This window comes from Skermanella mucosa (assembly GCF_016765655.2).
Classification (GTDB): Bacteria; Pseudomonadota; Alphaproteobacteria; order Azospirillales; family Azospirillaceae; genus Skermanella; species Skermanella mucosa.
Genome location: NZ_CP086106.1, coordinates 1,225,550 through 1,246,745, shown reverse-complemented (window position 1 = coordinate 1,246,745; position 21,196 = coordinate 1,225,550). Strand labels below are relative to the sequence as shown.

Genomic DNA, 21,196 nt, shown 5'->3' with positions numbered 1-21,196 from the left:
CGTTTTCTCTTTATCCAGCTCGTGTTGTCTTCAGGCCCGGTCCCGATCGTCCGTCTCCGGCCCGGTTCCGTCCCGACCGCCTCCGAACAGGCTGTCGAGCACGATCAGGATGACGCCGACCGATATTCCCATGTCGGCCACGTTGAACGCCGGCCAGTGGTATTCCAGGACATGGAAGTCCAGGAAGTCCGCCACCGCGCCGAACCGCAACCGGTCGATCACGTTGCCGATCGCACCGCCGATCACCATGCCGATGCACACGGCGAGGAACGGGCGGTCCGCCCGGCGCAGCCAGGACAGGAGAAAGCCCACGATGCCCAGCGCAACCGCCGATAGCACATAGGGCATGAACTCCGCCTCATGCCAGAACAGGCTGAAACTTACACCCCTGTTCCATGCCATGACCAGATTGAAGTAGGAGGTGACCTCGATCACGCGGGGATCGCGTGCCATTCCCACGATCTCGAGCATCCACCACTTCGACGCCTGGTCCAGGATCATCACGAAAACGGCGATGATGAGGCCGAGACGGATCATCGATCGGGGACGCGCCATCCGGCCGGCCTCGCCGCGGGTCTGGTCGGTCATTCCGCCGCCTCCGGCATGTGCTCGACGGCGTCGGCGCAACGGTGGCACAGGGACGGATGGGCGGCATCGGTCCCCACCTCGGGCAGCACCTTCCAGCAGCGCTCGCACTTGTCGCCGTCGGCCGGTTCGGGGACGACCCCGACGCCCGGCACGTCCTCCAGCGTGAAGGCGCCGTCGGGCACCGGGCCGTCGACGACGCGGATCGCCGACGTGATCGCGACCTCGGCCAGGTCGATGCCTTCCAGCGCCGCGTGCAGCTCCGGCGTCACCGTCACGACCGGAGCCGACTGCAGCGAGGAGCCGATGCGCTTGTTCGCCCGCTCCAGTTCCAGGGCGCCCGTGACGACGCGGCGGACGTCGCGGACCGTTTCCCACTTCTCCGCCAGCTCGGGCGACGACCATTCCGGGGGGATGTCGACGAAGGTACGCAGATGGACGCTCGGCAACGGGCCGTCGCCGCCGTGGCGGCTGAGCCAAGCCTCCTCCGTGGTGAAGCACAGGACCGGGGCAAGCCACGCGGTCAGGCACGAGAAAAGCTGGTCCAGGACCGTCCGCACCGACCGCCGCCGGACCGAATCGGGCCGGTCGCAGTAGAGGCTGTCCTTCCGCACGTCGAAGTAGAAGGCCGACAGGTCAACCGCGCAGAAGTTATGCAGCGCGGTGAACAGGCTGTGGAAGTCGTAGTCGTGGATGCCCTGGCGGACTGTCCCGTCCAGCTCGGTCAGCCGGTGGAGCACCCAGCGCTCCAGCTCCGGCATCTCGGACACGTTGATCCGCTCCTCCTCCGAGAAGTCGGCGAGCGCCCCCAGCAGGTAGCGCAGCGTGTTGCGCAGGCGCCGGTACAGGTCGGCCTGGGACTTCAGGATCTCCGGCCCGATGCGCAGGTCTTCCGAATAGTCGGAGCCGACGACCCACAGGCGCAGGATGTCGGCGCCGTACTTGTCCACGACCTCCTGCGGGGCGGTGACGTTCTTCAGCGACTTCGACATCTTGCGGCCCTGCTCGTCGAGCACGAAGCCGTGGGTCAGCACCGCGTCGTAGGGCGCCCGGCCGCGGGTGCCGCAGCTTTCCAGCAGGGAGGAGTGGAACCATCCGCGATGCTGGTCCGAGCCTTCCAGGTAGAGCGACGCCGGCCATTGCAGGTCGGGCCGCGCCTCCAGCACGAAGCTGTGGGTCGAGCCGGACTCGAACCAGACGTCCACGATGTCGAACACCTGGTCGTAGTCGGCCGCCGCGTAGGCATCGCCCAGGAAGAATTGCGGGTCCCGGGCGAACCAGGCGTCAGAGCCCTCCGTCTGGAAGGTATCGGCGATGCGGTCAAGGACGGCCTGGTCCTTCAACGGCTCGCCGGTCTTCCTGTCGATGAACAGCGCGATCGGCACGCCCCAGGCGCGCTGGCGGCTGATGCACCAGTCCGGCCGGTTCTCGATCATCGACGCGATGCGGTTGCGCCCCTGGGGCGGCACCCAGCGGGTGTCGTCGATCGCCTTCAGCGCCACCTGCCTCAGTTCGTTCGTCTCCATGGAGATGAACCACTGGGGCGTGGTGCGGAAGATCAGCGGCGCCTTCGACCGCCAGGAATGGGGATAGCTGTGGACCAGCTTGCCTTTGGCCAGCAGGCCGCCGGCATGGGCGATGGCCGAGATCACGGCGCCGTTGGCGTCGCCCGGCTTGCCCGCGGGGGTGTAGACCCGCTTGCCGGCGAACAGCGGCACGTGCGGATAGTAGGAGCCGTCGTCGTCCACCGTCTGCGGCACCTGGATGCCGTGCCTGCGGCCCAGGTTGAAGTCGTCCTCGCCGTGGCCGGGGGCGATATGGACGAAGCCGGTGCCGGCGTCGGCCGTGACGAAGTCGCCCGGCAGCAGCGGCACCGGGAAATCGTAGCCCTGGCCGTGCAGCGGATGGGCGCAGCGGGTGTCGGCCAGCCGGGCGCCGGGGAGAGTGTAGAGCTGGCGCCATTCGGTGATGCCGGCCGTCTTGGCGAGGTCGCCGGCCAGCGCGGTGGCGACCACCAGCCGCTCCCCGACCCTGGCGCCGCTGCCCTCGGCCACGGCGGCCACCTTGAACACGCCGTACTCCATGTCGGGGCCGTAGCCGATCGCGCGGTTGCCCGGCAGCGTCCAGGGCGTGGTGGTCCAGATCACGACCGAGGCGTCGTCCAGTTCCGGCGTGGCGGGGGCTGAGACCGGGAACCGCACCCAGACCGTGGTGGAGGTATGGTCGTGGTACTCGACCTCCGCCTCGGCCAGGGCGGTCTTCTCGACCACCGACCACATGACCGGCTTGGCGCCCTTGTAGAGCCCGCCGTTCATCAGGAACTTGTGGATCTCCCGGACGATCGTCGCCTCGGCCGGGAAGGTCATGGTCATGTAGGGGTGCGACCAGTCGCCCATCACGCCGAGCCGCTGGAACTCCTCGGCCTGGATATCGACCCATTCCTGGGCGAACTGCCGGCACTCCGCCCGGAACTGGAGGATCGGAACCTCGTCCTTGTCCTGCCCGGCGGCGCGGTACTTCTCCTCGATCTTCCACTCGATCGGCAGGCCGTGGCAGTCCCAGCCCGGCACATAGACAGAGTCCTTGCCGAGCATCTGCTGAGACCGGCTGACCACGTCCTTCAGGATCTTGTTGACCGCGTGCCCGACATGGATGTTGCCGTTGGCATAGGGCGGGCCGTCGTGGAGGATGAATTTCTCCCGGCCGGCAGACAGGTCGCGCAGCTTGTCATGGAGTCCCTGCTCCGCCCAGCGCCGCAGCAGCTCGGGCTCCTTCGCGGGCAGGCCGGCGCGCATGGGAAAATCGGTGCGGGGCAGGAAAACGGTCGATTTATAGTCGCGGGTCATGATCGGGTCCAGGCAGCCGAAGGCAGGCCGGTGCAGGCACCGGCAGGTCGTCGGGTGAAATCAGGGAAAAGCGATAGCATCGCGGAGGCTCCCGCGTCCAGCCGTGGCGGCGGGGAAGCGACGTTTGGATGGCGCCGTCAATAGGCGGAATGCCCGGCCCTCAGCGGAGGACCGGGTTGCTAATTCGCCGGGGCCGCGGGGCGGCCATATGCGTCAAGCCCAACATGATGCCGGGAGTTTAGGCAGGCGGAGGCCGGGGGTCAAGGCGGCGCCGCGGCTCCCGTTGCCTTTGCCGCGGATCGAAGAATAAATCGCCGACACGCCCGCTCCCCGGATTAAACCGCTTCATCCCGCGTAATCGTCGCGAAACGGGCTGGTGGCCTTGGGAGAGCGCGGTGCGGCGGGAGAAGTGGTGGACTTTGAAGAGGGGGCGGGTCGTCGCGATCGCGGCGGCCGCCTTGCTCGTGCCGGCGGGAGCCGGGTTCCTGGCGGGCCGGTCGGCCCCGCAGCCGGTCGAGGTGGCGCAGATCGCCTGCGGACTTCCGAAGCAGACGGTCAGCTTCTCCCTGCCCGCCCCGCTGTTCGACGTCACGCAGGCGTCCCTGGAGTCCGGCAACGCCCACAGGGTGCCGGTCTGGCTCGGGCCGTTCCGCCACCAGGGAACCTCCGACGTGGTTCGGCTGCGGTTCAGCGCCGATGCCCGGGGGGACGGGCCTACCGTCAGCCGGGTGAACGACGTGATCCACCTGCCGGTCCGGATCGGCGATCCCGAAGACCCGCCCCGCCGCATCCTGCTGCACTGCCGGAACGACGTCGTCGCGCATGTGCAGTACGTCAGCAGGAGCGGCAGGACCAAGGATTTTCCCGTCGTCCGGACCATGGTCGCCGAGGGCGCGGACGCAGGCCCGGATTCGCACTACGCCGCGAAATGACCGGGGCCGCGAAATGACTGGAAAAATCGGGATGAAAACCGGGACCCCCGCGTAATTGGACAAAACGCAGCCGATCGAACCGATCAACCAGAAAACATTCAGAGAACACGGGAGCACTTGGATGCAGCCTTCGCCAAGCCGGACGGATCTGACGCGTTATCTCTCCAGGATTCGCGAGTATCCGATGCTCGAGGCGGCCGAGGAGCAGGAACTTGCGCGGGCCTGGCGTGACCGTCGCTGCCCGGACGCGGCCGAACGCCTGATCGGCAGCCATCTCCGCCTGGTCGCGAAGGTCGCCCGCGGCTATTCCGGCTACGGCCTGCCCATGACCGACATGATCGCCGAAGGCAACATGGGCATGGTCCAGGCGCTGAACGGCTTCGACCCGGACAGGGGATACCGCTTCACCACCTACGCCCTGTGGTGGATCCGGGCGGCGATGCAGGAATATATCCTGCGGTCCTGGTCGATGGTAAGGATGGGCACCACCGGGGCGGAGAAAAAGCTGTTCTTCAGCCTGCGCCGGGCGAAGAGCGCCATGAACCTGCTGCAGGAAGGCGACCTGAGCCCCGAGGAGGCCCGGCAGCTCGCCGAAACCCTGAAGGTGCCGGTCGCCGACGTGACCGGCATGAACGGCCGGTTGGCCGGCCCCGACCAGTCGCTCAACCTGCCGCTGCCCGGCATGGAGGACGGCCAGGCCCAGGACTGGCTGGTCGACCCGTCGGAGACGCAGGAGGAACTGCTGGCCCAGCGCCAGGAAATGGATCGCAGGAGGAAGCAGTTGAAGCGGGCCATGGAACAGTTGCAGGAGCGCGAGCGCTCCATCCTGGCGGCCCGCCGGCTTGCCGAGGAGCCGCTGACCCTGGAGGATCTGTCGCGCCAGTTCGGCATCAGCCGCGAGCGGGTGCGCCAGATCGAGGCGCGGGCGGTCGAGAAGCTTCAGCGCATGATGACCGGCGGACGGCGCATGCCCTCCCTGGCCATGGCCTGACGGGACGGCGACCACCATGCCCCACGGCAAGCTGAAGGAGGAGATGGCGACCCATATCGCCAGCCTGCGCCGCTACGCCATCGCGCTCACCCGCAATACGGACGAGGCGGAGGATCTGGTGCAGGAATGCCTCTCGAAGGCGATCGCCGGGGCCGATACCTTCCGGCCGGATGCGGACCTGCGCGTGTGGCTGTTCCGTATCCTGCACAATGTCCATGTCAGCGGCCTGCGGCGCCGGACGCTGGAGAACGCGGTCAAGGCCGACGCCGAGACCGCCGGCCTGGAGGCCGTGACGGAGCCTGCCCAGCACCGCCACCTGGAGGTGAAGGACGTCATGGCCGCGCTGTCCCGGCTGCCGGAGGACCAGCGCCGGGCCGTGACCCTGATCGCCACGGAAGAGTTGAAATACGAGGAGGCGGCCAAGCGCCTGGGCGTCCCGATCGGCACGTTCATGTCGCGGCTCGGCCGAGGCCGCGCGGCACTGCGCTCCATGCTCAATCAGGCCAGGCGGCCGAAGCTTCGCCTGGTCGGGGGGTCGGAATGACGATCGAAATCGACGAGAATGACCTTCATGCGTTCCTCGACGGCCAGTTGGCCGCGGAGCAGGAGGCCGTCGTGCTGGCATGGCTCGAGTCCGACCCGGATGCCCGGAGGCGGCTGCACGATTATGCCGAACAGAAGCTCCTGACGGCGATCGGGGCCGCGGAGACGGCTCACGACTCCGATCCCGAGCATACCCGGGAGCTGGCCGACGAGCTCGGCACCCGCCTGCAGCGGTCCCTGGGCCGGCGGCGGCCCCTGCTGTGGCTCCGGCAGGCGGCGGCGATCGTGGCGCTCGTCGCGGCGGGCTGGACTACCAACGAGCTGTATCACAACGTGATCGCGGACCGCCTGCCGACCTATGTGGTCGAGGCCACCGGCGCCCACCTGGTCTTCGCCGAAGGCCCCGTTCCGCAGGTCGGAACCGCGAGCCCGACGGGCGCCGACCTCGCCCGGCTGCTCTCGGCCCGCCTCGGCGAGCAGGTCGATATCCCCGAACTGTCGCCGATCGGCCTGAAGCTGGTCGGCGGCCGGGTGATGGGGGGCCTGGAGCATCCCCTGGCCGGCCTCGTCTATGAGGACAGGGAAGGTCATCGGCTGACCATCTGCCTGTCGCCGCGCGACGACGGCCCCGCCGACGGACTGCACATGGCGGAGGTCGGAGGAGTCCGGGTCGGCTACTGGAGCAACGGCGAGCAGAGCTACGTCATCGTCGCCGACACGAGCGAAACCCAGCTGCAGGCCATCGTCGGCCAACTGATGCGGGACAGGGAGTACCGGGACCACTATTATTGAGCGCCCGGCCTTCCGCGGGCGGCCCGGTCCGATGCGCAGGTTTGCCGGACGCGGCATGAGCCGCGGGATGGCGGCGGCCTTGCTCGTAACGCTGGGAGCGGTGACGGGCACCGCGGCCTATTTCCTGTCGGCCTATCTCCATTCCGCCCAGCCGGTCGCCGTCACCCTGGCGGGTTGCCGCGGCTTCGGCACCGCCAACGTCGAGATCCCGCTGGAACTCCTGGAGGAGGGAGACCGTGCGCCGCCGGTCAGCTTCGGCCCGATCGACCTGCCGGGCGCGGGCGGCGCCGTGACGCTGCGGTTCCGCTCCGCCGGGGTGGCGGACGGTCAGGGCGCCGGGGTCGTCAGGATCGGCGACGTATTGGAACTGCCGCGCACCTTCGGCGAGGCGGGACTGGTGCCGCACCGCATAGACCTGAGGTGCCGCGACGGCAAGTTGAAGACGGTCCGCTACCGGCGCGACCGCGCCGTCCACGAGTTCAGCGTCGTCGCCCGTATCGAGGGGAGTTACCTCGAAAAAGAGATTCGGTAGGGGAATCCGGTCGATGCCCGCCGGAGTCGGTCCCTTTTCAATGGATTTTTCCGCAGTCTGCCATACTTGTCGCGCTGGCTTGGAAAGGCTTGCCGGACAGGCATGAACCTCCGCGTCAGCAGAGTGTTACCTTCGGTCTACCCCGGGGTGACCGGCGGCGGTAGCCACGACGTCGATGGGGCTTGGCGCGAAAGGGTGTCCGCAGCGGGCACGCCGACGGCCGGGCGAAGAAGACAGGTATGCGAAACTGACATGGTGGAACGCCCTCTCGTCTATGTGCTGGAACCGATCGCGTCGAGCGCGGTCGCGACCCTGAGACAAAGTTGCGACGTGATCGACGCGGACGACCCCGCCCGGACGCGGTGGCACGAGGATGCGGACGGCCTGATCGTCCGGACCGGCAAGATCCCGCGCGAGCTGATCGCGGCGGCTCTCCGGCTGAAGGTGATCGGCAAGCACGGCGTCGGCGTCGACAACATCGATCTGGACGCCGCCCGCGAACGCGGCGTGGTGGTGATCAGCACCCCCGGGGCCAATGCCAACGCGGTGGCCGAACTCTCGGTCGGCCTGGCGCTTTCCGTGGCGCGCCGGATCGCCCAATTGGATCGGATGCTGCGGGACGGCAGTCTGGCCGGTCCGCCGCCCCGGGGGATCGAGCTGACCGGCAGGACCGTCGGGGTGGTCGGCCTGGGCAGCATCGGACGGCGCACCGCAGCCTTGTTCAGATCGGCATTCGGCGCCCCGATCCTGGCATATGATCCGTTCGCGGCCGAGGATGCCTTCCGGGAAGCCGGCGCCGAGCGTTGCGCCACCCTGGAGGAGCTGCTGCCCCGCGTCGACGTGCTGACCCTGCACATTCCTCTCAGCCGAGACACCGAAAAGCTGATCGACGCGCGCCGGCTGGCCCTGATGCGTCCGGAGGCCATGGTCCTGAACCTGTCGCGCGGCGGCATCGTGGACGAGGCGGCGCTGCGCGACGCGCTCGCCGGCGGCACCCTCGCCGGCGCCGCCACGGATGTCTTCGTGGTGGAACCGCCGCCCCGCGACCATCCCCTGCTGTCCCTGCCCAACTTCGTCGCCACGCCGCATATCGGGGCCGCCACCGCGGAGTCGATGGAGCGGATGGGCATGGACGTCGTCTCGGACGTCGCCGCCGTGCTGGCAGGCGGTGCGCCGCGACACCGCGTCGCCTGACCTCGGCAGGGCGCTTCGCCAGGGCGACGCGCACCGGATCAGGCCAGGGAAGCAGTCTCGACGACTACTCTCAACTTCATTTCAAAGTAGAAACGAAATATATGAGATATAAATCGTTTCGGACTCGATTCGGGTTGTTCGAGGGCCTAGGGTCGCGCAGCCAGACGCTCTTCCCGGTCCCTTCCGGCGCGGGAAAGAGGTTCCTGTCATTGATCCGCTAGATACCGAAGAAAGTGGAGAAACCCCATGGCCATGGTGGACAAGATCGCCGTTGTCGGCGCCGGACTGGTGGGACGCGGCTGGGCGATCGTCTGCGCCCGCGCCAATCGCCGGGTCGCCCTTTTCGACAGCAATCCCGAAGCCCTGCCCCTGGCGATGAAGGTCATCGAAGGCAATTTGCGCGACCTGTTCAATTTCGGCCTGATCGCGGTCGAGCCGGACCGGCTGCTGGAGCGGATCGAACCGAGTTCCGACCTGGCGGAGGCGGTCGGCGGAGCCAGCCACGTGCAGGAATGCGTCGTCGAACAGGTTGCCGTGAAGCGCGCGCTGTTCTCGGAACTGGATCGCCTGGCCGAGCCCGAGGCGGCGATCGCCAGTTCCTCGTCGGGGCTGCCGGCTTCCAGCTTCACCGAGCATCTGGCGGGCCGCGCGAGATGCCTCGTGGCCCATCCCGTAAATCCCACCTACCTGATCCCCCTGGTCGAGCTGATCCCCGCCCCCTGGACCGACGAGGAGGTGGTCCTGCGGACCCAGGCGCTGATGACGGCCCTCGGGCAGGAGCCGATCCGCACCACGCGCGAGATCCCAGGATTCGTGCTGAACCGGCTCCAGGGAGCGCTGCTGAACGAGGCGTTCAAGCTGGTCCAGGACGGCGTGGTCACGGTCGAGGACGTGGACAAGACCATCCGCGAAGGCCTGGGCCTGCGCTGGTCCTTCATGGGCCCGTTCGAGACGATCGACCTGAACGCGCCGGGCGGCATCGTCGATTACATCGCGCGCTACGGGCAGATGTATTACGAACTGGCGCAGAGCCAGGCGGAGCCGCGGGCCTGGGACGAGAACACCACCGGCCGGATCGAGCGGCAGCGCCGCCTGCTGCTGTCGGAAGACCGGCTCCAGGCGCGGCAGGACTGGCGCGACCGCCGGCTGATGGCCCTGGCCGCGCACAAGGCCCAGGCCGGCAAGGCCATCACCGAGTAGCGGGGCCGTCAGGCTTCGGCAGCCGGGGGGCGGCGGCGCTTCCGGCCAGGTCTAGCCAGGGCTGCCATGCGAGCGCGGCCATCCGCATCCACAGCCCGACCGGGTTGGCCCACATCAGGGCCGCCGGCCGGAACGCGTCGCCGACCGACCGGAACGACGGGGTGGCGCGTATGCTGATGGTCATCACTTCCGATCCGTCGTCCCGATGCTCGCGGACCGTCATCTCGACGGTCGCGGTCGGCAGGGCGGCCGTGATTTTCGTTTCTTCCACGATGATCTCTCCTCCGGCAGATAGGGCAACGGATGGGGCGGCGGGTGGGGCTTTCGTCCCCTTATAACCCGCCGGCGGCCGGATGGCTGCCGCTTTGCCGGGAGGAGCGTCCTTTCGAAGCAATGCTTCTGCACGGCGGCAGCCGAGGCAACCCGGCGCCATGACGATCGTTTTCCCCCGGTCCGTATGTTCTGGGGAATTCCATGGCTTTCTGGCTGGTTACCGGTGGTTGCGGCTTCATCGGCTCGCATCTGGCGGACGCTCTGGTCGCGCGCGGCGACCGCGTGCGGGTGCTCGACGATCTGTCCACGGGGCGACGGTCCAACCTGCCGCCGGGCGTCGAGTTGATGGTCGGGGACGTGGCGGACGCCGCGGCGGTGTCCCGGGCCATGGCCGGCGTGGACGGATGCTTCCACCTGGCGGCCGTCGCATCGGTACAGCGCGGCAACGAGGATTGGCTGGGCACCCACCGGATCAACCTGACCGGCACCGTCGCCGTGTTCGACGCCGCCCGGGCCTGCAACCCGCGCGGTCCCGTCCCGGTCGTCTACGCCTCGTCGGCGGCGGTCTATGGCGACACCCCCGACATGCCGCTGGCCGAGACCGCGGCGACCGCGCCTTTGTCGGCCTATGGCGCGGACAAGCTGGGCTGCGAGCTTCACGGCCGGGTGGCGTGGCGGGTCCATGGCGTGCCGTCCACGGGTTTCCGCTTCTTCAATGTCTACGGGCCGCGCCAGGACCCGAAATCGCCCTATTCCGGGGTGATAGCGATCTTCGCCGACCGCGTGGCCGGACGCCGGGAGATCACCGTGAACGGCGACGGCGGCCAGACCCGCGACTTCGTCTATGTCTCGGACGTGGTCAGGCACCTGGTGGCCGCGATGGACGGCAAGCCGCAGGGCAGCGCCGTCTACAATGTCTGCACCGGCCGGCCGACCACGGTGCTGGAACTGGCGCGGATCATCTCGCGCATCGGCGGGGTCGAGCCGCGCATCATCCACGGCCCCGCCCGCGCCGGGGACATCCGCGAGTCCCTGGGCGATCCGCGCCGGGCGGCGCAAGCCTTCGGCTTTACCGCCGACACCCCCGTCGCGGAGGGGTTGCGGGAAACCCTGGCGGCGGTCTCCCGCGGTATCGCGGCCGAGTAGGCGTCAGTAGCCGGACGCCCGGCGGCGCACGTTCCGGGCGAACCGGAAGGGTGACGGCAGGTTGGCGAGCATGTTTCCGATGCCCGAGACCTTGCCGGTGGTCCGCCCGACCCGCATGACGTCGGCGATCCGCCGGTCCAGGAAGGCCCAGGTTTCCGCCTTGCCGTCCGACTGGTCGTTGAGCCAGTAGAGTGTGGTCGAGGTCAGGACGGCGGCCAGCAGGGCGCGCTTGGTATAGTAGTTGTGGTCCGTCGAGGTGTCGCCCGCCGCGTACCACATGGCGTCGACCGTGCGATAGACGATCCTGCCCCCCAGCCCCGCGTTCTGCGGCAGGGCCAGGAAGGTCAGCGCGCGCCGGACCGCCTCCTCGTGGGGCGCCAGGATCTCCAGCCGCGCCCGGACCGCCAGGGTGATGCGGTCGCGCACCTTCATGGCGGCAAGGTCGTGCCTGTCCAGCTCCTCCAGCATCCTGCGGTCGGCCCAGCCGCTGAAATGCTCGACGATCTGCGGGATGCCGCCGGGAAAGGCCAGCTGCGCCGTGCCGCCGTCATGACCGGTCAGTGCTACCGCGTCGCGCAGGGACTGGTTTGTCCAGCCATCGAAAATGACGTTGGGCAGCATCGCTTCGAGGATTTCGTCCTTGATCCGGTCGAGATCGAACCCGTCTTCTTCCATTCCAGCCCCGTTCATTCCTGGGTCCCGTTCCCATCGTTGGTTTGGTTAAAGGATGTGGCGTCGCGGCCTCGCAAAGCCAACTCCGACAGGTCGTCGGGAAAGTAGCGGATTTCCTCGTTGAAGGTCAGCAGGGCGAGGTCGGGCATCCGGTCCAGGTAGAGCACGCCGTCGAGATGGTCCAGCTCGTGCTGGACGACGCGGGCATGGAATCCCCTGGCCTCGCGTTCCACCGGCCGGCCCTCGGCATCCAGCCCGCGGTAGCGGATGTGGGCGTGGCGCGGCACGATGCCGCGCAGGCCGGGTATCGACAGGCAGCCTTCCCACCCCGGCACCATCCCGGTGCCGACCGGCTCGATCACGGGGTTGATCAGTACCGACAGCCCGCGCGGCCGGTCCTCCTCCCCCTCCAGGGTCGCGCGCTCGCCGGGCACGATGAACAGGATGACCCTTTTCGGCACATGGACCTGCGGTGCCGCCAGCCCGGCGCCCGACGCGTCGGCCATGGTCTCCGCCATGTCGGCGATCAGCCGCCGGATTTCCGGGTCGGACGGGTCCTCGACGGGATCGGCGACCCGGCGCAGGACGGGATGGCCCATGCGGGCGATCTTCAGAATAGCCATGGCCCCAGTATGGGTGTATAAGCTGCGGAAGCAAAGCCCGCGCCGCACCGGTTTGACGGAACGGATGCGGTCGGCAACCGTTTAGTCCTTGAGAAAGGGCTCCCCGGCATGCTAGAACCCGCGACCAAAGTCGGACGGGTGCCTTTTGCGCATCGTGCGTTTGAATTCAACTGTTGGAGAGACACCAAACCGTGCAAGTGCTGGTTCGTGACAACAACGTCGATCAGGCCCTGCGCGCGCTGAAGAAGAAGATGCAGCGCGAAGGGATTTTCCGTGAAATGAAGCTGCGGCGCAACTACGAGAAGCCCTCGGAGAAGCGTGCGCGTGAGAAGGCGGAGGCCGTTCGCCGCACCCGCAAGCTGCTGCGCAAGCGCATGGAGCGTGAAGGCTATTGATCGACTGACGGTCCGCGCCCGTCGAGACCGCGGATTCCAGGCCAAGCTTGCAAAAACCGCCCCGGCACCGTCCGGTGGCGGTTTTCGGCTTTGGTGATCTACGGCGATCGGACGCGGCTGTAGATTCTCGTAGTCTTGTAGGTCGGCCTTGGCCGAAGGCCGACGCCGACAGCGTGGCCGGAACGTTGACGCAGGGTGTCGGCGTTCGCCCTGACGGGCGAAGGCCGACCTACGATTGATCAGGTCAGCGATATCTCCCGCTCGGCACTTCCGGGCGCGATCCAGCCGGCCGCCTCCTGCGGCGGCAGCGGGGCGCTGAACAGATAGCCCTGGCCGAAGCCGCAGGCCATGTCGGACAGCAGCTTCGCGTCCTCCGCCGTCTCGATGCCCTCGGCGATGACCTCAAGCTTCAGCAGATGGGCGAGGTCGACGATGATCCGGACCATGTCCCGGCTCTCGGTCGACCGGCACATCGCCGCGACGAAGGACTGGTCGACCTTCAGCGAATCGACCGGAAACCGGTGGAGATAGCTGAGCGACGAGTAGCCGGTGCCGAAATCGTCGATCGACAGCCGCAATCCCAGCGCCTTGAGCTGCCAGAGAACGCCGATCATCTCCCCGGCTTGGCTCATGGCCGCGGTCTCGGTCAGCTCCAGCTTGATCTGGGCGGGATCGACGCCGCTTTCCGCCAGCGCCTCCGCCACGGTATCCAGCAGGTCGCGGTCGCCGAGCTGCCGGGCGGAGAGGTTGATGCTCATGAACAGCGGCTCGGCGCCCTGCCCCCGCATCGCCGTCCAGCGCACCATCTGGTGGCAGGCCCTGTGCAGGACCAGCCGGCCAAGCGGCACGATCAGCCCCGTGACCTCGGCGATCGGGATGAAGACCCCGGGCGACACCCTGCCGCGGGTCGGGTGGTCCCAGCGCACCAGCGCCTCGAACCCGGCGAGGCGGCCTTCCCGCAACGCCACGATCGGCTGGTAGGCGACCCAGATCTGGTCGCCGGCATCGATCGCGCGGCGCAGGTCGGTTTCAAGGCTCAACCGGTCCAGCTGCGCTGCGTGCATGGTCTCGTCATACAAGCAGGTCCCGCCGCCCGCCTCGACCGCGCGCTCGCAGGCCACCTCGGCGTTGCGCAGAAGCGCCTCGGGCTCGACCTGGCCGGCGGCGATGCCGTAGCTCGCCGTCATGAAAACCGTCCTGCCATCCAGGTGGAACGGCTCGTAGAGCGCTTGGCCCAACCGGCGGGCGGTTTCTTCCTCGGCCCCGCCGGCGGCGGTCCCCAGGACGGCCAGCTGCCGGTCGCCGGTGCGGGCCAGCAGGGCGTCGTCGCCCAGGCGCTCCCCGAGCCGGGAGGTCAGGGCGCGCAGGAGCGTGTCGGCGAAGGCGGTGCCCAGGCTGATCTTGAGGCTGCCGAAGCGCGTCAGCTCCACCGCGACGATCCAGGGCGACTCGGACGCCGCCTGACGCTCCGCCACCCGCTTCAGCAGCTGGGCGCGGTTGGGCAGGCCCGTCACGGCATCGAAATAGGCCATGCGTTCCAGCCGGGCGCGGGCCTGCCGGCGCTCGGTGATGTCGCGCAGATAGGCCGTGAAGAACCGGCCCTCCGCCGTCGCCACCTCGGTGATCGCCAGTTCCAGCGGCATCCGGCTGCCGTCGGACCGCAGGCCCTCGACCTCGATCCTGGAGCCGAGGACTCGGGTCTCCCCCGACGCCAGATAGCGGCCGAGCCCGGTCTCATGGGGACCGCGCATTTCCGGCGGGACGATCACCTCGGCGAGCGACCGCCCGATCACCGCTTCGCGGCGCCAGCCGAAGGTGCGTTCCGCCGCCCGGTTGAACTCCACCACCCGCCCGCCGTCGTCGATCGTGATGACGCAGTCCAGCGCGGTGTCGAGCATCGCGCTCTTCAGCGCCTCGCTGGTGCGCAGGACGCCGGCGGCCCGGCTGCGCTCGACCGCGCCGGCGATCAGGGCGGCGGCCGTCTTCAGCACGTCCAGCTCAAGCTCGGACCAGACCCGCTCGCTCTCGCAGTCGTCGAAGCCGAGATGCCCCCACCAGACGCCGTCCAACAGGATCGGGACCGAAACGAAGGAAAGGATGCGCTGGTACTCGAAGTCCTCCCGCAGGTATCCGGACAGGTCGCGGGTCAGTCCCTGGATCAGCTCGCCGCGCCGGCGGCGCTCGGTCCAGTCCGTCAGCGTCGGGTCGGTGCCGACCAGCTTCTCGTCGGTATTGCGCGGATCGCCGACCAGGGGCGCCAGCCCCGGGGCCGCCCAGTCGTGCCGGCAGGTCTGCGCCAGCCCCTGCCCCGCTACCTCGTGGACCTCGAACAGATAGACCCGGCTGACGCCGGCGGCGGCGGCGAGCCGGCCGAGCAGATCATCGATCCCGGCCCGCCAGTCCGGAAGGGCCACCATCGCGGCGGCGCCGTGGGCGATCGCCTGAAGGATCGCGTTGCGCCGATCCACGGCGTCCTGGAGAGAGGCGAGCATCGTGTTTTCCCCTCTCGGGCCGCCGTCAGGAGAAAACTATATCACGCCGATCGAGCCGGTGCGCAAGTCGAACGACAGGCATGAAAAAGGCGGTGGCGCCCCGCGGCGCCACCGCCTTTTGATCTATCCTTGAAGACGCCGGACAGCTTAGTCCAGGGCCTTCAGGACCTCTTCGGTAACTTTCTTGGCGTCGCCGAACAGCATCATGGTGTTGGGGCGGAAGAAGAGTTCGTTCTCGACGCCGGCGTACCCCGCGGCCATCGACCGCTTGATGAACAGAACGGTCTTTGCCTTCTCCACGTCCAGGATCGGCATGCCGTAGATCGGCGAGGTCGGGTCGGTCTTGGCGGCCGGGTTGGTCACGTCGTTGGCACCGATCACGAAGGCCACGTCGGCCTGGCCGAAGTCGCGGTTGATCTCCTCCAGCTCGAAGACCTCGTCGTAGGGCACGTTGGCCTCGGCCAGCAACACGTTCATGTGGCCGGGCATGCGGCCGGCGACGGGATGGATCGCGTAGCGGACCTCGACGCCCTCGTGCTTCAGCATGTCGCCCATCTCGCGGAGCGCGTGCTGGGCCTGCGCCACCGCCATGCCGTAGCCCGGCACGATGATGACCGAGGAGGCGTTCTTCATGATGAAGGCGGCGTCCTCCGCCGAGCCCGCCTTGACCGCCCGGTCGCCGGCAGGGCCGCCGGCCGCAGCCGCCGCGCTGTCGCCGCCGAAGCCGCCCAGGATGACGTTGAAGATCGACCGGTTCATGCCCTTGCACATGATGTAGGACAGGATGGCGCCGGAAGACCCGACCAGCGCGCCGGTGATGATCAGCAGGTTGTTCTCCAGCGTGAAGCCGATGCCGGCCGCAGCCCAGCCGGAGTAGCTGTTCAGCATCGACACCACCACCGGCATGTCGGCGCCGCCGATGGGGAGGATCAGCAGGAAGCCGAGCGCCAGCGCCAGCAGCACGATGATCCAGAGCGCCACGGTGGAGTTGGTCACGCACAGCCAGACGATGCACAGCACCAGCACGATGCCGATGCCGGCATTCAGCATGTGCTGCATGTTGAAGACCAGCGGCTTGCCGCTGACCAGGCCCTGGAGCTTGGCGAAGGCGACCAGCGAGCCGGTGAAGGTGATCGCGCCGATCGCGACGCCCAGTGCCATCTCGATCAGGCTGCCGGTGCGGATGGCACCCGAGGTGCCGATGCCGTAGGCCTCCGGCGCGTAGAACGCCGCGATCGCGACGAACACGGCGGCGAGGCCGACGAGGCTGTGGAAGGCCGCGACCAGCTGCGGCAGGGCCGTCATCTCGATCCGGCGGGCGATGATGGTGCCGGCGGTGCCGCCGATCGCCAGCCCGACCAGGATCAGGGTGATCGACAGGCCGGAGATCAGCCCCGGCAGCATCAGCGTGGTGACGATCGCGATCACCATGCCGACGATGCCGAAATTATTGCCCTGGCGGGAGGTCTCGGGGCTGGAGAGGCCGCGCAGCGCCATGATGAAGCAGATGGCGGCGACGAGGTATGCCAGCGGGGCTAATGTGGCCATGTTGGTTCAGGGCTCCCTTTATGCCTTCTTCTGCTTCTTCTTGTACATCGCCAGCATGCGCTGGGTGACAATGAAGCCGCCGAAGATGTTGACCGAGGCCAGGATGACGGCGAGGAAGCCAAGCATCGTGGAGAAGGTGAAGCCGGCCGTGCTGCCGGTCGCGATCAGCGCGCCGACGATGATCACGGAGGATACCGCGTTGGTGACGCTCATCAGCGGCGAGTGCAGCGCCGGCGTCACCCGCCAGACCACGTAGTAGCCCACGAAGCACGCCAGCGCGAAGACCGTCAGGCCGGTGATGAAGAAGCTGTGGTCCGCCGGAGCCTGCTCGACGGCGCCGGCCGCCAGGCGGGACGTCTCGGCGGCGAGCCGGTCGGCTTCGATGGTGAGTGATCGCAGTGCCTGCTGCAGGTTGGTGACCTGCTGGGCCAGTTCCTGGCTTGTCATCGGCTGTGTTCCCCTCAGCTCTTGGCCGCGGCTTCGGCGGCGAAATTGGGATGCACCACGGCGCCGTCGCGGGTCAGCGCGGTGCCCTTGATGATCTCGTCGTCCCAGTTGATCGTCAGGCCCTTTTCCTTGTCGATCAGCGGGGTCAGGAAGTTCAGCAGGTTCTTGGAATAGAGCATCGAGGCGTCGACCGCGTTGCGGCTGGGCACGTTGATGTGGCCGACGATCTTGACGCCGCCGACATCCACGACCTCGCCCGGCTTCGAGCCCTCGACGTTGCCGCCCTGCTCCACCGCCAGGTCGACCAGCACGGAACCCGGCTTCATGGAGCGGACCATCGCCTCGGTCACCAGGATCGGAGCCTTGCGGCCGGGGATCAGCGCCGTGGTGATGACGATGTCCTGCTTCTTGATCGTCTCGGCGATCAGGGCCCGCTGCTTCTCCTGGTACTCCTTGCTCATCTCCTTGGCGTAGCCGCCGGCCGTCTGGGCCTCCTTGAACTCCTCGTCCTCGACCGCGACGAAGGTGGCGCCGAGCGACTGCACCTGCTCCTTGGTCGCCGGGCGCACGTCGGTCGCGGAGACGACGCCGCCGAGCCGGCGGGCCGTCGCGATCGCCTGGAGGCCGGCGACGCCGACGCCCATGATCATGCAGCGCGCAGGCGGCACGGTGCCGGCCGCGGTCATCATCATCGGGAAGGCGCGGCCGAACTCCGAGGCGGCGTCGACCACCGCGCGGTATCCCGCCAGGTTCGCCTGGCTGGACAGCACGTCCATCGACTGGGCGCGGGTGATGCGGGGCATCAGCTCCATCGCGAAGGCGTTGACCTTGGCGTCCGCGTAGGCCTGGATCTGGTCGCGCGCCTGGTAGGGTTGGAGGATGGCGACAAGCATGGCGCCGGGCTTCATCAGCGCCACCTCGTCCGGGCCGCCCTCGGCCTCGGTCAGGGGACGCTGGACCTTGAGCACGATGTCCGCGTCGCCGAGGGCCGCCGCCTCGTCCGGCGCGATGGTGGCACCCGCGTCGACGAAGACCTGGTCGGGAATCGAGGCGTGCTCACCGGCGCCGGTTTCGACAACGACGTCCAGCCCGAGCTGCTTGAATTTCTTGATGGTATCCGGCGAGGCCGCGACGCGGCGCTCATGGGCGCGCCGCTCCTTCGGTATGGCGACTTTCATCCTGGCTGGTTCCCTTGGCGCTGATTTTTTTGCCGAGAATTATGGCGGACGGTTGATGCGACGGCAAAATGCCGCATTCTGGAAAGTTTGTGAAGCGCTCTAGCCACTAACCTTTCCAATTGAATTATGTCCACTAAACCTTCGGCACCGCGCCATGCACAGTGGACAATGGTCGCATGCGGCACGAAAAAGGGCGGCCGACCCTTTCGGATCGGCCGCCCTCCTCGGCGGTTTCGGACGTGATAAAGCCCGCGGTCGTTACCGGGCCTGGGAACCGCCCGGCAGGATCGACGCGAGCTGGTTCATGAACTGCGCGCACGAGCCCTTGTTGTCGGCGTTGTATTCCTGCTCGATCTGGATCAGCAGCTGCTGCACCTCGCCCTGGCGGCTTTCGGGAACCTGGCTGGCCCGGTCCTCCAGCGACGCCCAGGTGGTCGGCTGGCAGTCGTTGATCGTGTAGCGCTGCGGGATCGGCTGGCCGCTGGCGGTGCCCGCCGCCAGGCTGCCGTTGGCGTCGCGGCTCATGCCGGTACCCATCGGGCGGGTCTCGGTCGAACCCGCGACGGGACCGCCGCCCGCCACACCGCCGCTGCCGGCGCCCTGGGCGCCCGCCGGCGGGACCACGCCGCCGCCGGCCGCGGCACTCATGTCGTTGACCTGGCCGCCGGCCTTGACGATCGAATTGCGTGCATCCGCCAGGATCTGGGCGCAACGGGCGCGGTTGCCGTCCTGCGCCTGGTTCTCCGCGGTCTGGAGCTGCACGCCGATGCGCTCGCGGATCAGGTCGTTCTGGACGCTTTCCAGATCGGAGCGGACGGCGGCCACGTCGGTGGGACCGCAGGAGGAGGGAACCTGGAGGTTGGTCGTGCCGGTCGGGAAGGTGGCATCGCCGGTGCCCGAGCTCTGCGCCCCGGCAGCCGCGCGGCCCGTCTGGGAGCCGTCGGTCTGGCCGGTCTTCAGGCCGGTGTCCTGCTGCGCCAGGGCTTGACCGGAGACGCCAATGGCCAGGGCCAGCACGGCTGCACCGTAATACAGTTTGTTCATGGGGATTGATCCTCGTCTTGGGGGCGATCCGATCGCCGTTCGGCAACCTTTGGCCCCCTCAACAAAGGTTTTGACGGGTTGGTTCCGTAATTTCTCACGGAAAATCGACAACACGCGCCGGGAACACGCGCCGGAGGTCAGGTCGGCAGCGGCACCCCATGGCGATTGAGCAGCCCGGTCTGGCGCGTCTCCAGCGCGTTCACGTCGAAGTCGCCGATCAGATCATGGAAGAGCTGGTACCAGTTCACTTCGGCCTGCAGGTGCAGGAACACCGACCCCAGCCCGATGGCCGCCCGGTCCATGAAGACGAACTCCCGGGGGATCTCCAGCCCGCCGACCTCGTGCAGCGCCCGGTGGACCTTCTCCGCCGCCTCGCGCCCGTACATGGCGCTGTTGGTCTCGTCGATCCTGCGGGTCCGGTCGTCCATGATCGGGGCATAGACGAAGCGGGCCCAGACATTGAGGATATCGATCAGCTGGTTGTCGATCCTGTTGAAGCCCCAGACCCGGTAGGCCTCGGCCGCCAGGTCGCGGTCGTCGGTCTGGAGGGCATGGTACAGGTCGATGACGCCCTTGACGAAGCTGGGCTTGAAGATGCGGATGCAGCCGAAATCGAGCAGGTTGATCGAGGCGTCGGGCCGGACGGTGTAGTTGCCCAGGTGCGGGTCGCCATGGATCGTGCCGCAGGTGTAGAACGGCGTGTACCAGGCCCGGAACATGTTGAGCGCCAGGTCGTTGCGGCGTTCCGGATGGTCCTTGACGAAGTCCAGGATCTTGCGGCCCTCGAGCCAGCCCATGGTCAGCAGCCGCTTGGTGGACAGCTCCGGAACCACTTCCGGCACCTGGACGGTGCCGACCGGCTCCAGGATGTCCCGGTACAGCGCCGTGTGCCGGGCCTCCAGCGCGTAGTCCAGCTCCTCGCGCAGGCGTGCCGAGATCTCGGCGTGGATCTGCCGGGTGGAGATGGTCTTGTCGTAGCGCTCGTAGATCGAGAAAATCAGTCCGAGCTGCCCGAGGTCGGCCTCGACCGCGGACATCATGTCGGGGTACTGGAGCTTGCAGGCGAGCTGCCTGCCGTCCAGCCCGACCGCCTTGTGGACCTGCCCGAGCGACGCGGCGGACGCGGCCTCGTGCTCGAACTTGGCGAACCGCTTCTGCCAGTCGGGACCTAGTTCCGCGGCCATCCGCCGCTTGACGAAGGGCCAGCCCATGCTGGGCGCGTCGGCCTGGAGCTGCGAGAGCTCCTGGACATATTCCTGCGGCAGGGCGTCGGGAATGCTGGACAGGATCTGCGCCACCTTCATCAGCGGCCCTTTCAGCCCGCCCAGCGCGTCCCTCAGTTCCTTCGCGTGCTCGCCGCGTTCGAGCTTGATGCCGAGATAGCGCTGTCCGGCGAGCCGCGCCGCCAGCCCGCCCATCGCCGTGGAGACCCGTGCATAGCGGGCGATGCGCCCGCCGAACGAGTTCTGTTCAGTGCCGTTTGCCATGCACGGAAAGTGGTGCTCCGACGGGCGAAAGGCTAGTGCGCGGGGGCGCGCATCGGACGGCCGGCGGGGCGGCGCCGCAGGGGACCGGCCTTCGAGCGGACAGACGAAAGATCCGCCAATTCTTCAGCATACAAGGGTATGTTCATCGCTATATTACAGACGTACAATAATATACCATTCTCCAAACAGGGTAATTATGATGCACCAAGCATAGCGGAAACTTCTTTCCCTATGTTCCGGCGACCCATGGAGTCCGGGCCGTCGCCGCCTCGAATT

20 protein-coding genes are annotated in these 21,196 nt (G+C 67.9%); 9 read left to right on the top strand and 11 right to left on the bottom strand.

Annotation, left to right across the window (positions count from 1 at the left end):
• Positions 1-30: 30 nt before the first annotated feature.
• Together lspA and ileS are read right to left on the bottom strand one after the other, a co-directional pair.
• The gene (lspA, locus tag JL100_RS05725) at positions 31-588 is read right to left on the bottom strand and encodes a signal peptidase II (protein ID WP_228421092.1); all 558 of its coding nucleotides are present in this window, start codon (positions 586-588) and stop codon (positions 31-33) included.
• Positions 585-3,431 carry an isoleucine--tRNA ligase gene (ileS, locus tag JL100_RS05720; RefSeq protein WP_202682083.1) on the bottom strand — a complete coding sequence of 949 codons (2,847 nt, stop codon included), beginning with the start codon at positions 3,429-3,431 and terminating at the stop codon, positions 585-587. Before ileS ends, lspA begins: the two co-directional genes overlap by 4 nt.
• 419 nt (positions 3,432-3,850) lie before the next feature.
• On the opposite strand from ileS, the gene JL100_RS05715 reads away from it, so the two are divergent.
• The 7 genes from JL100_RS05715 to JL100_RS05685 all read left to right on the top strand — a co-directional run bounded on the left by JL100_RS05715 (position 3,851) and on the right by JL100_RS05685 (position 9,615).
• Positions 3,851-4,363 carry a hypothetical protein gene (locus JL100_RS05715; protein WP_228421091.1) on the top strand — a complete coding sequence of 171 codons (513 nt, stop codon included), beginning with the start codon at positions 3,851-3,853 and terminating at the stop codon, positions 4,361-4,363.
• A 121-nt stretch (positions 4,364-4,484) separates the two neighbouring features.
• Positions 4,485-5,354 carry an RNA polymerase sigma factor RpoH gene (gene rpoH, locus JL100_RS05710; protein WP_202682085.1) on the top strand — a complete coding sequence of 290 codons (870 nt, stop codon included), beginning with the start codon at positions 4,485-4,487 and terminating at the stop codon, positions 5,352-5,354.
• A 16-nt stretch (positions 5,355-5,370) separates the two neighbouring features.
• Complete coding sequence (locus JL100_RS05705; protein WP_202682086.1) at positions 5,371-5,898, top strand: sigma-70 family RNA polymerase sigma factor; 528 nt, start codon at positions 5,371-5,373, stop codon at positions 5,896-5,898.
• Entirely contained in the window at positions 5,895-6,689 is a 795-nt protein-coding gene (locus JL100_RS05700) for an anti-sigma factor family protein (protein WP_202682087.1), read from the top strand. Before JL100_RS05705 ends, JL100_RS05700 begins: the two co-directional genes overlap by 4 nt.
• Positions 6,690-6,744: 55 nt before the next feature.
• A complete protein-coding gene (locus tag JL100_RS05695; protein WP_202682088.1) occupies positions 6,745-7,221 on the top strand; it encodes a hypothetical protein in 477 nt (158 codons plus the stop codon).
• Between the two features lie 252 nt (positions 7,222-7,473).
• A complete protein-coding gene (locus tag JL100_RS05690; RefSeq protein ID WP_202682089.1) occupies positions 7,474-8,415 on the top strand; it encodes a hydroxyacid dehydrogenase in 942 nt (313 codons plus the stop codon).
• 246 nt (positions 8,416-8,661) lie between these two features.
• On the top strand, positions 8,662-9,615 hold the full coding sequence (locus tag JL100_RS05685; RefSeq protein ID WP_323378421.1) for a 3-hydroxyacyl-CoA dehydrogenase: 954 nt from the start codon (positions 8,662-8,664) through the stop codon (positions 9,613-9,615).
• On the opposite strand, the gene JL100_RS05680 is transcribed toward JL100_RS05685, so the two are convergent.
• The gene (locus tag JL100_RS05680) at positions 9,605-9,886 is read right to left on the bottom strand and encodes a hypothetical protein (RefSeq protein ID WP_202682090.1); all 282 of its coding nucleotides are present in this window, start codon (positions 9,884-9,886) and stop codon (positions 9,605-9,607) included. The genes JL100_RS05685 and JL100_RS05680 overlap by 11 nt on opposite strands.
• 203 nt (positions 9,887-10,089) lie before the next feature.
• Between JL100_RS05680 and JL100_RS05675 the strand changes: the two genes are divergently transcribed.
• Complete coding sequence (locus JL100_RS05675) at positions 10,090-11,034, top strand: NAD-dependent epimerase/dehydratase family protein (protein ID WP_202682091.1); 945 nt, start codon at positions 10,090-10,092, stop codon at positions 11,032-11,034.
• Between the two features lie 3 nt (positions 11,035-11,037).
• Here JL100_RS05675 and JL100_RS05670 read toward each other — a convergent pair whose 3' ends face one another.
• Positions 11,038-11,724, bottom strand: a complete 687-nt coding sequence (locus JL100_RS05670) for a COQ9 family protein (protein WP_228421090.1) — start codon at positions 11,722-11,724, stop codon at positions 11,038-11,040.
• On the bottom strand, positions 11,721-12,329 hold the full coding sequence (gene def / locus JL100_RS05665; protein ID WP_202682093.1) for a peptide deformylase: 609 nt from the start codon (positions 12,327-12,329) through the stop codon (positions 11,721-11,723). Before def ends, JL100_RS05670 begins: the two co-directional genes overlap by 4 nt.
• A gap of 191 nt (positions 12,330-12,520) precedes the next feature.
• Between def and rpsU the strand changes: the two genes are divergently transcribed.
• Positions 12,521-12,724, top strand: a complete 204-nt coding sequence (gene rpsU, locus JL100_RS05660; protein ID WP_012974546.1) for a 30S ribosomal protein S21 — start codon at positions 12,521-12,523, stop codon at positions 12,722-12,724.
• A 239-nt stretch (positions 12,725-12,963) separates the two neighbouring features.
• On the opposite strand, the gene JL100_RS05655 is transcribed toward rpsU, so the two are convergent.
• From JL100_RS05655 to JL100_RS05630, 6 genes are all read right to left on the bottom strand, one after another.
• Positions 12,964-15,216: a putative bifunctional diguanylate cyclase/phosphodiesterase gene (locus tag JL100_RS05655; RefSeq protein ID WP_202682094.1), complete on the bottom strand. Its 2,253-nt coding sequence runs from the start codon at positions 15,214-15,216 to the stop codon at positions 12,964-12,966.
• A gap of 147 nt (positions 15,217-15,363) precedes the next feature.
• Entirely contained in the window at positions 15,364-16,764 is a 1,401-nt protein-coding gene (locus JL100_RS05650) for an NAD(P)(+) transhydrogenase (Re/Si-specific) subunit beta (protein ID WP_202682095.1), read from the bottom strand.
• 18 nt (positions 16,765-16,782) lie between these two features.
• Positions 16,783-17,211 carry an NAD(P) transhydrogenase subunit alpha gene (locus tag JL100_RS05645; RefSeq protein WP_202682096.1) on the bottom strand — a complete coding sequence of 143 codons (429 nt, stop codon included), beginning with the start codon at positions 17,209-17,211 and terminating at the stop codon, positions 16,783-16,785.
• A gap of 14 nt (positions 17,212-17,225) precedes the next feature.
• Positions 17,226-18,389 carry a Re/Si-specific NAD(P)(+) transhydrogenase subunit alpha gene (locus tag JL100_RS05640; RefSeq protein WP_202682097.1) on the bottom strand — a complete coding sequence of 388 codons (1,164 nt, stop codon included), beginning with the start codon at positions 18,387-18,389 and terminating at the stop codon, positions 17,226-17,228.
• A gap of 258 nt (positions 18,390-18,647) precedes the next feature.
• On the bottom strand, positions 18,648-19,433 hold the full coding sequence (locus JL100_RS05635; protein WP_202682098.1) for a hypothetical protein: 786 nt from the start codon (positions 19,431-19,433) through the stop codon (positions 18,648-18,650).
• A 137-nt stretch (positions 19,434-19,570) separates the two neighbouring features.
• A complete protein-coding gene (locus JL100_RS05630) occupies positions 19,571-20,920 on the bottom strand; it encodes an ABC1 kinase family protein (RefSeq protein ID WP_202682099.1) in 1,350 nt (449 codons plus the stop codon).
• Between the last annotated feature and the right edge of the window lie 276 nt (positions 20,921-21,196).

Bases quoted from the DNA above. Each gene is read 5' to 3' on its own strand.
- lspA (WP_228421092.1), bottom strand. From the start codon at position 588: ATGACCGACCAGACCCGCGGCGAGGCCGGCCGGATGGCGCGTCCCCGA.
- ileS (WP_202682083.1), bottom strand. From the start codon at position 3,431: ATGACCCGCGACTATAAATCGACCGTTTTCCTGCCCCGCACCGATTTT.
- rpoH (WP_202682085.1), top strand. From the start codon at position 4,485: ATGCAGCCTTCGCCAAGCCGGACGGATCTGACGCGTTATCTCTCCAGG.
- JL100_RS05705 (WP_202682086.1), top strand. From the start codon at position 5,371: ATGCCCCACGGCAAGCTGAAGGAGGAGATGGCGACCCATATCGCCAGC.
- JL100_RS05700 (WP_202682087.1), top strand. From the start codon at position 5,895: ATGACGATCGAAATCGACGAGAATGACCTTCATGCGTTCCTCGACGGC.
- JL100_RS05695 (WP_202682088.1), top strand. From the start codon at position 6,745: ATGAGCCGCGGGATGGCGGCGGCCTTGCTCGTAACGCTGGGAGCGGTG.
- JL100_RS05690 (WP_202682089.1), top strand. From the start codon at position 7,474: ATGGTGGAACGCCCTCTCGTCTATGTGCTGGAACCGATCGCGTCGAGC.
- JL100_RS05685 (WP_323378421.1), top strand. From the start codon at position 8,662: ATGGCCATGGTGGACAAGATCGCCGTTGTCGGCGCCGGACTGGTGGGA.
- JL100_RS05675 (WP_202682091.1), top strand. From the start codon at position 10,090: ATGGCTTTCTGGCTGGTTACCGGTGGTTGCGGCTTCATCGGCTCGCAT.
- JL100_RS05670 (WP_228421090.1), bottom strand. From the start codon at position 11,724: ATGAACGGGGCTGGAATGGAAGAAGACGGGTTCGATCTCGACCGGATC.
- def (WP_202682093.1), bottom strand. From the start codon at position 12,329: ATGGCTATTCTGAAGATCGCCCGCATGGGCCATCCCGTCCTGCGCCGG.
- JL100_RS05655 (WP_202682094.1), bottom strand. From the start codon at position 15,216: ATGCTCGCCTCTCTCCAGGACGCCGTGGATCGGCGCAACGCGATCCTT.
- JL100_RS05650 (WP_202682095.1), bottom strand. From the start codon at position 16,764: ATGGCCACATTAGCCCCGCTGGCATACCTCGTCGCCGCCATCTGCTTC.
- JL100_RS05645 (WP_202682096.1), bottom strand. From the start codon at position 17,211: ATGACAAGCCAGGAACTGGCCCAGCAGGTCACCAACCTGCAGCAGGCA.
- JL100_RS05640 (WP_202682097.1), bottom strand. From the start codon at position 18,389: ATGAAAGTCGCCATACCGAAGGAGCGGCGCGCCCATGAGCGCCGCGTC.
- JL100_RS05635 (WP_202682098.1), bottom strand. From the start codon at position 19,433: ATGAACAAACTGTATTACGGTGCAGCCGTGCTGGCCCTGGCCATTGGC.
- JL100_RS05630 (WP_202682099.1), bottom strand. From the start codon at position 20,920: ATGGCAAACGGCACTGAACAGAACTCGTTCGGCGGGCGCATCGCCCGC.